This is a genomic window from Actinomadura formosensis (genome assembly GCF_050948385.1).
Taxonomy (GTDB): Bacteria; Actinomycetota; Actinomycetes; order Streptosporangiales; family Streptosporangiaceae; genus Spirillospora; species Spirillospora formosensis.
In genome coordinates this window covers 4,320,977-4,333,946 of the sequence record NZ_CP192011.1, presented here as the reverse complement: position 1 = coordinate 4,333,946, position 12,970 = coordinate 4,320,977, and the positions used below count along the sequence as shown (strand labels likewise).

Below are 12,970 nucleotides of genomic sequence, written 5' to 3'. Positions count from 1 at the left end.
CTAGCCGCCTCCGGCCTCGGCCGCCTCCTCGGCGAGGAGGTCGGCGACGAGGGAGGTTCCGTGCGCGGCCTCGGCGAAGCGCCGATCGCCGAGGACGCGCAGCAGGAACTCCCGCGTCGTCCGCACGCCGCGGCCGGAGACGGCGAACTCCGCCAGGGCCCGGCGCATGCGGGCGATGGCCGTGCCGCGGTCCGGGGCCCACACGACGACCTTGGCCAGCAGAGAATCGTAGGACGGGGAGATCCGCGCCCCGGTGAACCCGTGGGTGTCCACCCGGACGAACGGCCCGGCGGGCGCGGTGAACTCCGCCAGCACGCCGGGGGCCGGCGCGAAACCGCGCTCGGGATCCTCGGCGTTGATCCGGCATTCGATCACGGCCCCGCGCGGCACGACGTCGTCCTGCGCGTACCGGAGCGGCAGCCCGGCCGCCACCCGGATCTGCTCCTGGACGAGGTCGATGCCGGTCGCGAGCTCGGTCACCGGGTGCTCCACCTGGATGCGGCCGTTGACCTCCATGAAGTAGAACTCGCCGTCCGGCGACACGAGGAACTCGAACGTGCCGGCGCCCCGGTACCCGACCTCGGCGGCGCCGCGCAGCGCGGCCCGCTTCATCTCCGCCAGCATCTCCGCCGCGAGCGCGGGGGCGGGGGTCTCCTCGATGAGCTTCTGGTTGCGCCGCTGCACGCTGCAGTCGCGCTCTCCCAGGCAGATCATGTTGCCGTGCGCGTCGGCGAGCACCTGCACCTCGACGTGCCGGGCCGTCCGCAGGTACCGCTCCGCGTAGACCCGGCCGTCGCCGAAGAACGCCTGGGCGTCCGAGCGCGCCCGCGCGTAGGCCGCGGCGAGCCCGGCCTCGTCGTCCGCGACGTGCATGCCGCGCCCGCCGCCGCCCGCGACCGCCTTCACGATGACCGGGAAGCCGACCGCGCCCGCCGCCCGCCGCGCCGCGTCGAGGTCCCCGAGCGGCTCCACCGTCCCCGGCAGCAGCGGCAGGCCCGCCCGCGACATCAGCGACCGCGCGGTGGACTTGTCGCCCAGCCGCGCCAGCACGCCGGCCGGCGGCCCGATGAAGGTGAGCCCCTCCTGCTCGCAGATCTCCGCGAAGTCGGGGTCCTCGGACAGGAAGCCGTAGCCGGGGTGGACGGCGTCCGCCCCGGTCATGGCGGCCGCCTCGATGATCGCCGGGATGTTCAGGTAGCTCCGCTTGGCCGCGGCCGGGCCGATGCGCACGGCCTCGTCCGCGAGCCTGACCGGCGCGGAGTCCGCGTCCTCGGTGGAGTACACCGCGACGCTGCGCACGCCCATCTCGCGGCAGGCGCGCACCACGCGCAGCGCGATCTCGCCGCGGTTGGCGATCAGGATCTTGTCGAACACCGGTGCCCCTCCCCGGTCACGGCTCGACGGCGATGAGCGGGGTGCCGTACTCGACGGACTCGCCGTCGGCCACGAGCACCTTCGCCACCCGCCCGGACCGGCCGGCGACCACGGGCGTCATCAGCTTCATCGCCTCCAGGATCGCCACCTGCTGCCCCTCCCTGATCTCGTCTCCCGGGGATACGAACGGCGGCGCCCCGGGCTCCGGCGAGTGGTAGAACGTGCCGACCATCTCGGCCTCGATGTAGTGCAGCCCGTCGTCGACCCGGCCCTCGGCGGACGGGCTCTCGGCGGACGGGCTTGCGGCGGGCGGGGCGTCGGCGGGGAGCCCGGCCGGGGCCGGGCCGTCGGGCCATTCCAGTTCGACGGCGACCTCGCCGATCCGCAGCGACAGGCGGCGCAGCGGGCCGGTGGCCGCGGCCATCAGCTCCGCCGCGCTCCCGCACAGGACCTCCAGGAGATCCCCGGGGTCGGTGGTTTCCACGTGACCTCCTCTCGGCCCGGCGCCGGTCAGCCCGACGCCCGCTGCGCTGCCCCGTCCTCGGCCCACCGCTTGGCGAGCTGCAGGTTCTTGGTGCTGTTCGCGCCGAGCACCCGGCGCAGGTAGCGGCGCGCGTCCTCGACCGTGGCGTCCGGACCCAGGATCCCCAGCGCGGACGGCTTGACGGTGACGGTGTGCCGGGCGCCCGCGATCAGGCCCTCCCGGGTCGGGGTGAAGCGCCAGTGCCCGGTGTGCGCGGCCAGCAGCTTCGGCAGGTTGATCTGCTTGTAGACGATCAGCCGTTCCGGTAGGCAGACCCGCACCGAGCGGGTGGTGTGCTCGGCGCCGTCGGGCGTGCGCGTGTCCATGTCGAAGAACTGGATCCCGGGCACGTCCTCGCTCATGTCGAGCCGGGCGACATGCTCGATCCGCTCGGGCCACTTGTCGGCCTCGTAGAGCACCGCGTACGCGTCGGCCGCCGCGCCGCCGATGAACAGGGTGTCCTCGAACGACAGCACCAGGTCGCCGAGGTCGCCGCCGGGCGGCTCCGCCGCCCGGGTGATCCCGTCGATCCAGGCGGCCGCCTCGCTCGCCAGTTCGGCGGGGACCGAACCGCCGGCGGAGCCGGGCTCGTAACGCAGCTCGACGCCGGTCTCGTCCGGGGAGAGCGGGGTGAACGTCCAGGCGCCGGTGGTGCGCTCCTCGTCGTTTTCGAATGCGATGCGCAGCGCGCCGCGGTCGAGGACGCGCCGGTACGTCCGGACCCGGACCGCGTCCTGCTCCGGCGTGAGGAACCAGCGGCGGAGCAGGTCCGAGCCGTCGCCGCGGGACAGGTACTCCGCGTGGACCTCGGGGCGGAAGAACTGCGGCCAGGCGGGCGCGTCCGCGATGAGGTCGAAGACGGCCTCGGCGGGCGCGGCGACCTTGGCGGTGAACTGGAGTGCCATGGACTCCTTCTCCTTCTCCTTGTCGGTCGGTCGAACGGGGTGTTCGGGAGTGTGCGGGGACGGTCAGGCCGTCTCGGTGACGGGCTGCGCGCGCAGCCAGGTGAACGACACCGCGCGGGCCAGGGCGTCCGGTGCCACGTCGGCGCTCTGGGCGCTCAGGTAGCCGTCCGGCCGGATCAGCAGCCAGCCGGCGGCGCCGACGTTGAGGTCGCGGCGCAGCCGCCGGTCCGGATCGGGCAGGTCGGCGCCGGCGATCCGGACGGAGAGCCAGCCGTGCTCCTTCAGCGCCCCGGCGTCCACCCCGCCGTCCGCGCCGGGGAAGATCAGCAGCGTCCAGCGCGGGTCGCGCAGCTCCTCCACCAGCGCGGACCAGCCGGGAGAGGCGCCGGCCGCCTCGCGGGTCGTGCGGGCGACGCGCTCGCCGGGCCGCGGCGCGGGAGCGTCCGGGCCGGCGCCGCGGGTGAGCGGGCTGTCCGGATAGGCCAGCGCGAGCGCGGACATCCCGGCGATGATCTTGCGTTCGATGCGGTGCCGCAGCGCCGGGACGTTGCGGACGACGGCGAACACCACCGGCAGCATCGCGGCGGACACCGCGCTCTTCAGCGCGACCAGCGCGGTCGCCTTCCGGGTCGCGCCGAGCAGCACCTCGCCGACCGGCACCCGCTCCAGCCCGTAGGTGTCCAGGAGGGCGTCGACGGCGTCGCCCTGGACGACCATGGCGAGCTTCCACGCCAGGTTGACGGCGTCCTGGATGCCGGTGTTCATGCCCTGCCCCGACGCGGGGCTGTGCACGTGCGCGGCGTCCCCGGCGACGAGGCACCGGCCCACCCGCATCCGCTCGATCATGCGCTGCTGGATGGTGAAGACCGAGACCCACAGCGGCCGCAGGTCCCGCACCGGGACGCCGAAGCCCTTGGCGAGCTTGCGGGTGAACCGCTCGGCGACCTCGTCGTCGTTCCCCCGGTAGTCGACGTCGACGGTGTCGAGGAGCCGCCACTTGCCCGGCCTGGGGAACGGGACCGCCATCACGGTGCCGCCCTCGGTGTGCAGCCAGTGGATGCTGTCCTGCGGGACGTCCATGTCGATCATCGCGTCGGCGATCAGCCAGGTCTCGGTGGAGTCGCCGAGCAGGCGCAGGCCGAGCCGCTTGCGGACCGTGCTGTGCCCGCCGTCGCAGCCCACCAGCCACGGCGCCTCGAACGCCTCGTCCCCGTCTGCGGTGCGCAGGACGCCGGTGACGCGCGCGCCGTCCTGCTCGAACGACTCCAGTTCGACGCCCCACTCGACCTCGACCCCGTGTTCGCGCAAGGCGGCGCGCAGGACCTCCTCGGTCGTCGCCTGCTCCAGCAGGAGGGTGTGCGGGTAGCGGGTGGGCAGCTCGCTGTACTCGGGGCCCATCCGGGCCAGCCGCCGCCCCTTGCGATGCATGCTGAACGCCTGCATGTGGCGGCCCCGTGCCAGCATCTCCCCGACGACGCCCATCTGGTCGTAGATCTCCAGGGTCCGGGCGTGCGTCGCGACGGCGCGGCTCGTGGCGGACGGGCCGCCGGCCTTGTCCACCAGCCGGACCGCCACCCCCCGGCGGGCCAGTTCGTGGGCCAGGGTGAGCCCGACGGGTCCCGCGCCCACGATCAGGACGGAGGCTGCGGGACGCGGTCGATGTGTCATGAGAACTCCCGGTGGGCGCTCGCGGCCGGTCGTCGCCCAGTGTTCGGCCGGGTGTTCAAGGTCAGATCAAGCGCCGGTCGAAGCGCGCCTCCTGAGCGGGGCGCGAGCCGTTCTCGTGGGGCGGGCCGTACAAAGGGCGCCGACCCGTACGGCCCCTACCAGGGAGCGATCACATGGAGTTCAAGGCGGAGGCGGCACGGCTCGACGCCCTCGTCGCGCGGGCGGCACGGCGCCGTCCCGGACGGACCGCGATCCGGATCGGCGGCGAGGCGATGACCTTCGGCGAGCTCGACGCCGCCGTCACCCGGTGCGCGGCGGCGCTGCGCGGCCTGGCGGGTCCGCCGGGGGCCGTGGTCGGGCTGGTGTCCACCCTGCACCCCTCGTTCGCCGTCGCCTACCACGGCATCGCGCGGGCCGGCCACATCGTCGCGATCATCAACCCGCTGCTCCGCGAGGAGGGGCTCCGGCATGTCCTGGCGCTCTCGCGGGCCCGCGCCGTGGTCGCGACGCCCGAGACCGGTGCGCGGATCGCCGGCCTGCGCGGCGACCTGCCGGATCTGGAGACGGTGATACCGGCCGGGGCCGGGCGCCTGTCCGCGGCGGGACGGATCGACCCCGTCCCGGAGGACGCGGACCTCGACGACGTGGTCTGCCTCCAGTTCACCAGCGGGACGACCGGCGCCGCCAAGGGCGTCCGGCTCACCCACCGGAACCTGACCGTCAACGCCGCCCAGATCGCCTGGGCGCACGGCCTGGACGAGGAGTCGGTCACGCTCAACCATCTGCCCAACTACCACCCGATGCACTTGAACTCGGCGCTGCACGCGGCGGCGACGCAGGTGCTGTGCGCCGAGCCGGAGGGCAGCGCGGCGGTCGAGGCGGCCAACGCGCACGGCGCGACCCATTTCTACGGACTGCCGGTTCGGCTGGCGCGGCTGGCGCGGGACACGCGGCTCGCGGAGCTGAGGCTGGCCACGGTCCGCGGGGTGTTCTCCGGCGGCTCGGCGCTGCCCGTCCCGGCCGCCGAACGGCTGTCCCGCCACTTCGGCGTGCCGGTCGTCCAGGGGTACGGGCTCGCGGAGACCTCGCCGCTCACCCACGGAGACGATCCCGCCGACCCGGCGCCTGGGTCGGTCGGCCGGCCCGTCCCGCTCACCGAGTGCCGGATCGTGGACGTCGAGTCCCGCGCCGTCCTGCCGCCGGGTGAGAAGGGCGAGGTGCAGGTGCGCGGGCCGCAGCTCATGGCGGGCTACCTCGGCGGCGGGTCCGGGCGCGACGCGGGCGGCTGGTTCTCCACCGGCGATCTCGGCCGGGTGGACGAGGCGGGCCGGCTGCACCTCATCGACCGGCTCAAGGACGTCTTCAAGTGCGACAACTGGCTGGTCGCGCCGGCCGGGATCGAGCGGGTCGCGCTGCGGCACCCGGCGGTGCGCGAATGCGTCGTCTTCGACCGCCCGCACCCGCTCAGCGGCGCGGTGGCGAACGCCGTGGTCGTCCTGGACGACCCGGACGTGCCGGCCGAGGCGGTCGCCGAGTTCGTCAACGAGCAGGTGCCCTACTACGAGCGGATCGACCGGATCACGGCGGTGGAGGCCGTGCCGCGCTCGGCCACCGGCAAGATCGTGCGCCGTGAGCTGCGCGATCTGATCCCGTGACGCGGAAAGGCCCGCGGCCCCGCCGGAGCGGGCCGCGGGCCTCGGCGGCCCGGGACGGACGGAGGTCAGGGCATGTCGTCCCGGGTCACCCTGCGGTCCCGCACCAGCCAGCCGGTGCCGTCGGGCACCAGGACGTCCTCGCAGACGCACGTCCGGTGCAGCCGCGGCTCGCCGCCCTTCGGGGTGGCGAACACCAGGGCGTAGCAGCGGGCGAGCACCGAGCCGTCCTCGCGCGGCGTGACGGCCGTCATGCCGTGCCAGTGCCGGTGGATCTCGCCGATCTCGGCGAGCTGTGCGGCCGTCTTGCGGACGGCGGCGGCGAGCGCGTCCCGGCCGCGCACGGGCTCGTTCAGGTTCGGGGCGAGGAAGCTCCCGTCGGCGGTGAAGGTCGCGGCCCACTCGTCGGCCTTGCCGTCGTCCAGCAATTGCATGTGCCGGGCGTAGAAGTGCTGGATCTCGGCGTACAGGACGGTGGGGGAGACCTCGGTCTGCCGGGTCATGACGTTCCCTTCTCGTTGGGGGCTCACGTGGGATCGCCGGGCTCGGCCGGGTCGTCGACCATGGCGACGGCGCGGGTCCAGCCGGCGCCCGCGCCGGTGATCTTGATGGGGAAGCAGGACACGCTGAAGCCGTGCGCGGCGGGCAGCGCGTCGAGGTTCGCCAGCCGTTCGATCTGGCAGAACTCGCGGTCGCGCCCGGTGAAGTGCGCGGGCCACAGCACCGACCGGTCCCCGGTCCGCCGGTACCGCTCGATCATGTCGGTGAACGGGGCGTCCAGGCTGAACGCGTCGGTGCCGATCACCCGGACGCCGTAGTCGAGCAGCAGCCCGACGGCGGAGGCGTCCAGCCCGGTGAAGTCGGTGAAGAAGCGCGGCGTCCCGGCCCAGGCGGCGGCGCCGGTGTTGAGCAGCACGATGTCGAGCGGCTCGGGCTCGTAGGCGACCCGGGCCAGTTCCTCCTTGATGCGGGCGGCGTCCACGGCCCCCGGTCCGGTCCCCTTCAGGTCGAGGACGACGGCGGGCGCATGGAACCACTCCAGCGGCATCTCGTCGATGTCGCGCGGGCGCCCGTTCTCGCCCCTGCTCCCGTAGTGGGACGGGGCGTCGACGTGCGTGCCCGTGTGCGAGGTCAGCGTCAGGGTGTCGATGGACAGCAGCTCCCCGCCGGGCAGCACCGACGGGTCGAACTCGATGCCGAAGTGCTCGCGCATCTCCTCGCTCATATGCCTGGCGCCCTGCGCCGGCGACATGATCTCGTGCGACACGGGCTCGGGCTCCCAGCCCCGCGCGTCGACCGGCGACGACAGATCGATCAGGCGCATTCCGCGGCTCCTCACTCGGTGGTTTGCGTCCGGGCCGTGAACAGGTCCCGCCGGACGCGCACGGGACGGGGGCCGAAGGCGATGCGGCGGGTGATCTTCGCGCCGATCGGGGTCCGGGTGATCACCTTGGCGATTCTCGGCCGCAGCCGGGCCGCGAGCCCGCCCTGCGAGATCATCCCCTTGGCCTGCATCACCTGCATGCGCGTCACCGTCTCGATGTCGGGCCGGCGCTCGTCCTCGTAGCGGCGCAGGAAGGGCGCGCCCGGATCACCCGCCCGCAGCGACGCCAGCAGGACCGGATGCAGCAGCGCCGCGTCCTGCAGCGCCAGGTTGATGCCCTGCGCGCCGAGCGGGCCGTGCGTGTGGGCGGCGTCCCCGATGAGCACCAGGCCGTTCTTCACCCAGGTGCGGGCCCCGCCCGCGAACACGTCCAGCAGCGTGAGGTCGCGCGGCGTCCGCACCCCGGCCTCGACCTGCGCCGCGTACGCGGGGACGGCCCGCGCGATCTCGGCCCTGACCGCCTCGATGCCGCGTGCGGCGATGTCGCGGTAGCCGCGGTGGGGGAGCGTCCAGCCGATCTGGAGGTTGCCCGGCCACGAGCGGTAGACGATCACCGGGCTGCCGGAGTCCCGGAAGATCTGCACGTTCGGCACGTCCGCGCCGGAGCCCGGGTCGGGCAGCTTGAACCAGAGGACGTCGAAGCCGAAGGCGTCGATCCGGTCGGCCTCGATGCCCGCGAGCCGCCGCACCTTCGAGAACCGCCCGTCGGCTCCCACGACACAGTGCGCGAGGACGGTCGTGTCCTCCGCGCACGCGCCCACCACCGTGTCCTCGTGCGTGATGAGCCGCGTCACCTTCGCACCCGCGATGTACTCGAACCCCTCGTACGCGCGGCAGTGCGCGAGTAGTTCCTCAAGGACGTGCTTCTGCGGAATGCTCAGCAGGTAGCCGAACGGCTCCGGCAGCCGCCCGTAGTTGATGTCGAGGAGCACCGAGCCGCGTTCCACGAGCTGGAACCGGCCGTGCACATGGCAGCCGCGGTCCCGGGCGCCCGCGAGCACGCCCAGTTCGTCGAGCACCGCGAGCCCGCCCGGCTGCAGGATCTCGCCGCGGTAGTCCCGCTCGAACGAGCGGGACCGTTCGAGCACCGTGACCCGCACGCCGGAGCGCACCAGCGCGAGCGCCAGCGCGAGCCCGCCGGGCCCGCCGCCCACGATGCAGACGTCGGTCTTGATCTCGGTCATGTCCGTCTCCGGCCCGGCTCAGGCGTGCAGGGTCAGGCCGCCGTCGGCGGTGATGACCTGCCCGCGGATCCATGCGGCCTCGGCCGTGCAGAGCAGGGCGACGACGTCCGCCACGTCCTCGGGCCGGGTCAGCCGTCCGGCCGGGGTGCGGCGGGCCAGCGCGCGCGCCGCCTCGTCGGGGGCGCCCTTGTCGAGCTTGGACGTGGACACCGCGTTGACGGCGATCCCGTCCCCGGCCAGTTCCACGGCCAGGTAGCGGACGAGCGACTCAAGGGCCGCCTTGGCGATGCCCAGGCTCATGTACCGCGGCACCACCCGGCGGGCGCCGACACTCGACACCGCCACGACCCGTCCGCCGGCGCGCATGGCGCCCGCCAAGGCGGGCACCGCCCGCGCCAGCGGTTCGACCACCACCGACTGGACGTCCCGGAGCCCCTGGCAGTCGGCGTCCGCGGCCGTCATCGGGCGCAGGGCCGAGGTGTTGTGCACGAACACGTCCAGGCGCCCGTGCCGCTCCGCCACCCGGCCGATCATCTCCGCCGGCGCGGCGGGCGACCGGATGTCCGCGCGCATGGCCGACGCCGTGCCCCGCAGCCCGGCCAGGCTCTTGACGGCCGCCTCGGCGGCGGCGTCGTCAGCGGCGTAGTTCAGGTGGACGTGGCAGCCCGCCGCGCAGAGCCTGCGGGCGATCGCCAGTCCCAGTCCGCGGGTGCCGCCGGTCACCAGGGCGACGCGCCCGTCCAGTCCCAGATCCGTCATCGCTCTCCCACGAAGAAGCCGGTGACGGGCAGCCTGCTCGGCGGCGCTCGAGAGCGGTTGGAGCCGCGTTCGCGCCTGGGTCCTGCTCGTGGGAGGACTGTCCACATCGGGTGACGGGCTCCGGCCGGTCGGCCGCCTGACGGACTTGAGACGCCGGCATGGATGAATTCGATGAATGGATCCCGGCAGACACCACGGCGACCTAATCCCTATTTCGCAATGGACACCGATCGGACACCGACGCTTCCTCTGAGGCCACACCGCCGTGTGAGCGATGGCCGAGTCCGAAATGAGAGGGACGACCCCCTAAATTCTGTGGAAGCCCGCAGCCAACCGACAACCCGAACCGGCAGGGAGTGCGGGGGCGGAGCCCCACCCCGTGGAAGCCCGCAGCTAACCGACAACCCGAGCCGGGAGCAGGTGTAGGGGCGAAGCCCCATCCCTGTGGAAGCCCGCAGGTAACCGATGACCTGAGCCGGGAGGGGGCGTGGGGGCGGAGCCCCCACACCGGGGGTCCGGGGGTCGCCCCCCGGGCAAACATGGCGAAGGAGTGACGGGGAAGGAGCCCCCAGGCTCCGACCACACCACTCCCAACTCCGAAGTGGGCGATACTGGGATTGAACCAGTGGCCTCTACCGTGTCAAGGTAGCGCTCTCCCACTGAGCTAATCGCCCGTTTCCGTGGCCTCCGAGGGAGGTACGGCGTTGAGGTGGAGACGGGATTTGAACCCGTGTACACGGCTTTGCAGGCCGTTGCCTCGCCTCTCGGCCACTCCACCAGAATGAGACCTTCTGGGTCATAGCCTGAAAGGCCCCTCAGAGCGGAAGACGGGATTTGAACCCGCGACCCTCACCTTGGCAAGGTGATGCTCTACCCCTGAGCCACTTCCGCGTGCGCCTTGCGGCGACGGGGAAAACTTTAGCGCGTTGGAGGCCGTTCCCCAAACCGGGTTTCGCGGCGGGGGTGCGGGGATGCTTCGGCGGGTGTCGAAGGATGGGTCGCTTAGGGTCGGGGGCATGGGCTCGGAACATGTCCTAAGTGCGGACTTTGCGCCGGTGGCGGCGTTGCTGGCGGATCGGGCGCGGGCCGCGATGCTGACGGCGCTGCTGGATGGGCGTCCGCTGGCGGCGGGGGAGTTGGCGCGGACGGCGGGGGTCAGCGCGCAGACGGCGAGCGCGCATCTGGGGCGGCTGCTGGACGGCGGGCTGGTGACGGTGGTGAAGCAGGGCCGGCACCGGTACTACCGGCTGCGGGGGAGTGAGGTCGCGCTGGTCATCGAGGCGTTGTCGCGGATCAGCCCGCCGGTGCGGGCGCGGAGCCTGCGGCAGTCGCGGGATGCGCGGCGGCTGCACGAGGCGCGGACGTGCTACGACCATTTGGCGGGGGTGGCGGGTGTGGCGTTGTTCGCGGCGCTGGTGGGCGGCGGCCTGATCGAGGCGGACGGCGGGGACGCCTACGAGGTGACGGAGAAGGGTGAGGAGCGGCTGGGGGCGCTGGGCTTGGATGTCGCGGTGTTGCGGAGGGCGCGGCGGCGGTTCGCCTGGGGGTGCTTTGACTGGACGGAGCGGAGCCCGCATCTGGGCGGGGCGCTGGGCGCGGCGCTGACGGGCCGGATGATCGAGCTGGGCTGGTTCGAGCGGGGCTCGACACGGCGGGCGCTGGTCGTCACCGACGCGGGGCACGGGGGGCTCGCGGATTCGTTCGGGTGTGTGCTGCCGTGAACTTCGCGTACGCGGGGGGTCTGCTGGCGACGGGGCTCGCCGAGGTGACGAGCGATCCGGCCGCGCTCGACTCCGGGGGCTGGTGGGCCGTCGTGGTGACCTACGAGGGGAAGGTCACGTGCGCCCGGTTCGAAACCGTCCGGCGTGCGCCTCATCCGGGGGGTGTGTGGGTCGCGCCGGGGGAGTGGACGAGTTCCCTGGACGAGGCCGCGTACGTCGCCGGAGTCGAGCGCATCCGGGAGGCGATCGCGGACGGCATCGTCTACCAGGCCAACCTCTGCCGCGTCCTGGAGGCGGGGTTGCCGGCCGGCGCCGAGATCGCGGGGCTCGGCGCGAGGCTGGCCGAACGCCACCCTGCGCCGTATGCGATGACGCTCAGCATCCCGGGACTGGAGGTCGCGTCCGCTTCGCCTGAGCTGTACCTGTCGAGGGACGGGGATGTGGTGGAGTCCCGTCCGATCAAGGGGACCGGCGAGACCCCCGGTGACCTGCTGCCCAAGGACCATGCCGAGAACGTGATGATCGTCGACCTGGTCCGGAACGACCTGGGACGGGTCGCGCGGGTCGGTTCGGTGACGGTGCCGGAGTTGTGCGTGCTCGAAGAGCATCCGGGGCTCGTTCACCTGGTGTCGACCGTCCGGGCGCGGGTGACCGGAGGCTGGCCCGGCCTGCTCGCCGCGACGTTTCCTCCCGGTTCGGTGACCGGTGCCCCGAAGTCGAGTGCGCTGAGGCTGCTGGAAGAACTCGAACCCGTCCCCCGGGGCCCGTACTGTGGGGCCATCGGCTGGGTGGACGCGGACTCCCGCCGTGGTGCCCTCGCGGTGGGCATCCGGAGTTTCTGGGCGGAGGGGGGCCTGCTCCGGTTCGGCACCGGCGCGGGCATCACGTGGGGATCCGATCCACATCGTGAATGGCGCGAGACCGAGCTGAAGGCGGCTCGGCTTTTGGAGGTGGCTTCCGGTGACGGCGCAGGCCAAGATCTGGCTGAACGGGGAACTGCTCGACCCTGAGCGGGCGACGGTGTCGGTCTTCGATCACGGGATGCTCGTCGGGGACGGGGTCTTCGAGACGGTGAAGGCGACGAACGGGGTGCCGTTCGCGCTGACCCGGCATCTGCGCCGGCTGGCGCGTTCGGCGGCCGGCCTCGGCCTGCCCGAGCCCGACCACGACGTCCTCGCCCAGGGCACCCTGGAGGTGCTGGCCGCCGCGCCGAAGTGGCCGCTCGCCCGGATCCGCATCACCTACACGAGCGGTCCGGGCCCGCTCGGTTCCGCGCGCGGTGACGCGGGCCCGACGGTGTCGATCATCGCCGGCCCGCAGGACCCGTTCCCCGCGACGGCGGACGTGACGGTCGTGCCGTGGCCGCGCAACGAGCGCGGCGCGCTGGCCGGCCTCAAGACGACGTCCTACGCGGAGAACGCCCTCGCGCTCGCCCACGCCAAGGAGCGCGGCGGCGGCGAGGCGATCTTCGGCAACACGGCCGGGAACCTGTGCGAGGGGACGGGCAGCAACATCTTCGTGGTCCTCGGCGGGCGGCTCGTCACGCCGCCGCTGTCGTCGGGCTGCCTGGCCGGGGTGACGCGCGCGCTGACGCTGGAGTGGTGCGGCGGCGAGGAGGAGGACATCGCGCTGGACGACCTGTACCGCGCGGACGAGGCGTTCCTGGTCTCCACGACCCGCGACGTCCAGCCGGTCCGGGCGGTGGACGGCACGGTCCTCCCGGCCGCCCCGGGCCCGGTCACCGCGAAGGCCATGGAGGTGTTCGCCGCCCGCTCCGCCGAGCTCATGGACCCCTGATCG

The 12,970-nt window shown here is 73.3% G+C and carries 12 protein-coding genes and 3 tRNA genes; 4 read left to right on the top strand and 11 right to left on the bottom strand.

The annotated features are described in order from the left end of the window. The 4 genes from ACQP1N_RS20700 to ACQP1N_RS20685 all read right to left on the bottom strand — a co-directional run bounded on the left by ACQP1N_RS20700 (nt 1) and on the right by ACQP1N_RS20685 (nt 4,470). Nucleotides 1-1,374, bottom strand: a complete 1,374-nt coding sequence (locus ACQP1N_RS20700; RefSeq protein ID WP_433226053.1) for an acetyl-CoA carboxylase biotin carboxylase subunit — start codon at nt 1,372-1,374, stop codon at nt 1-3. 16 nt (nt 1,375-1,390) lie between these two features. Further along, complete coding sequence (locus tag ACQP1N_RS20695; protein ID WP_433226051.1) at nt 1,391-1,858, bottom strand: acetyl-CoA carboxylase biotin carboxyl carrier protein; 468 nt, start codon at nt 1,856-1,858, stop codon at nt 1,391-1,393. A gap of 26 nt (nt 1,859-1,884) precedes the next feature. Next, nucleotides 1,885-2,802 carry an SRPBCC family protein gene (locus ACQP1N_RS20690; RefSeq protein WP_067794017.1) on the bottom strand — a complete coding sequence of 306 codons (918 nt, stop codon included), beginning with the start codon at nt 2,800-2,802 and terminating at the stop codon, nt 1,885-1,887. A 63-nt stretch (nt 2,803-2,865) separates the two neighbouring features. Next, complete coding sequence (locus ACQP1N_RS20685; RefSeq protein WP_433226049.1) at nt 2,866-4,470, bottom strand: FAD-dependent oxidoreductase; 1,605 nt, start codon at nt 4,468-4,470, stop codon at nt 2,866-2,868. A 173-nt stretch (nt 4,471-4,643) separates the two neighbouring features. Here ACQP1N_RS20685 and ACQP1N_RS20680 point away from each other — a divergent pair, with 173 nt between their 5' ends. After that, complete coding sequence (locus tag ACQP1N_RS20680) at nt 4,644-6,125, top strand: class I adenylate-forming enzyme family protein (RefSeq protein ID WP_067794019.1); 1,482 nt, start codon at nt 4,644-4,646, stop codon at nt 6,123-6,125. Nucleotides 6,126-6,190: 65 nt separating this feature from the next. On the opposite strand, the gene ACQP1N_RS20675 is transcribed toward ACQP1N_RS20680, so the two are convergent. The 7 genes from ACQP1N_RS20675 to ACQP1N_RS20645 all read right to left on the bottom strand — a co-directional run bounded on the left by ACQP1N_RS20675 (nt 6,191) and on the right by ACQP1N_RS20645 (nt 10,340). Continuing rightward, nucleotides 6,191-6,625, bottom strand: a complete 435-nt coding sequence (locus ACQP1N_RS20675) for a nuclear transport factor 2 family protein (RefSeq protein WP_067794020.1) — start codon at nt 6,623-6,625, stop codon at nt 6,191-6,193. Between the two features lie 23 nt (nt 6,626-6,648). After that, complete coding sequence (locus ACQP1N_RS20670) at nt 6,649-7,446, bottom strand: cyclase family protein (protein ID WP_433226046.1); 798 nt, start codon at nt 7,444-7,446, stop codon at nt 6,649-6,651. Nucleotides 7,447-7,457: 11 nt separating this feature from the next. Then, the gene (locus tag ACQP1N_RS20665; protein WP_433226044.1) at nt 7,458-8,690 is read right to left on the bottom strand and encodes an FAD-dependent monooxygenase; all 1,233 of its coding nucleotides are present in this window, start codon (nt 8,688-8,690) and stop codon (nt 7,458-7,460) included. An 18-nt stretch (nt 8,691-8,708) separates the two neighbouring features. Further along, complete coding sequence (locus tag ACQP1N_RS20660; protein WP_433226042.1) at nt 8,709-9,449, bottom strand: SDR family oxidoreductase; 741 nt, start codon at nt 9,447-9,449, stop codon at nt 8,709-8,711. A 602-nt stretch (nt 9,450-10,051) separates the two neighbouring features. Further along, nucleotides 10,052-10,123, bottom strand: a tRNA-Val gene (locus ACQP1N_RS20655). 33 nt (nt 10,124-10,156) lie between these two features. Then, a tRNA-Cys gene (locus ACQP1N_RS20650) sits at nt 10,157-10,227 on the bottom strand. A gap of 41 nt (nt 10,228-10,268) precedes the next feature. Then, nucleotides 10,269-10,340: transfer RNA gene (locus ACQP1N_RS20645), tRNA-Gly, on the bottom strand. Between the two features lie 164 nt (nt 10,341-10,504). Here ACQP1N_RS20645 and ACQP1N_RS20640 point away from each other — a divergent pair. The 3 genes from ACQP1N_RS20640 to ACQP1N_RS20630 are packed head-to-tail and all read left to right on the top strand — an operon-like array spanning nt 10,505 to nt 12,967. Beyond that, nucleotides 10,505-11,170 (top strand): ArsR/SmtB family transcription factor, encoded by a 666-nt coding sequence (locus ACQP1N_RS20640; protein ID WP_433226040.1) that lies wholly within the window; start codon nt 10,505-10,507, stop codon nt 11,168-11,170. After that, nucleotides 11,167-12,180, top strand: coding sequence for a chorismate-binding protein (locus ACQP1N_RS20635; RefSeq protein ID WP_242608991.1), 1,014 nt, complete (start codon nt 11,167-11,169; stop codon nt 12,178-12,180). The genes ACQP1N_RS20640 and ACQP1N_RS20635 overlap by 4 nt, the downstream gene beginning before the upstream one ends. Further along, the gene (locus ACQP1N_RS20630; RefSeq protein WP_433226037.1) at nt 12,131-12,967 is read left to right on the top strand and encodes an aminotransferase class IV; all 837 of its coding nucleotides are present in this window, start codon (nt 12,131-12,133) and stop codon (nt 12,965-12,967) included. Before ACQP1N_RS20635 ends, ACQP1N_RS20630 begins: the two co-directional genes overlap by 50 nt. The last annotated feature ends 3 nt before the right edge of the window (nt 12,968-12,970 follow it).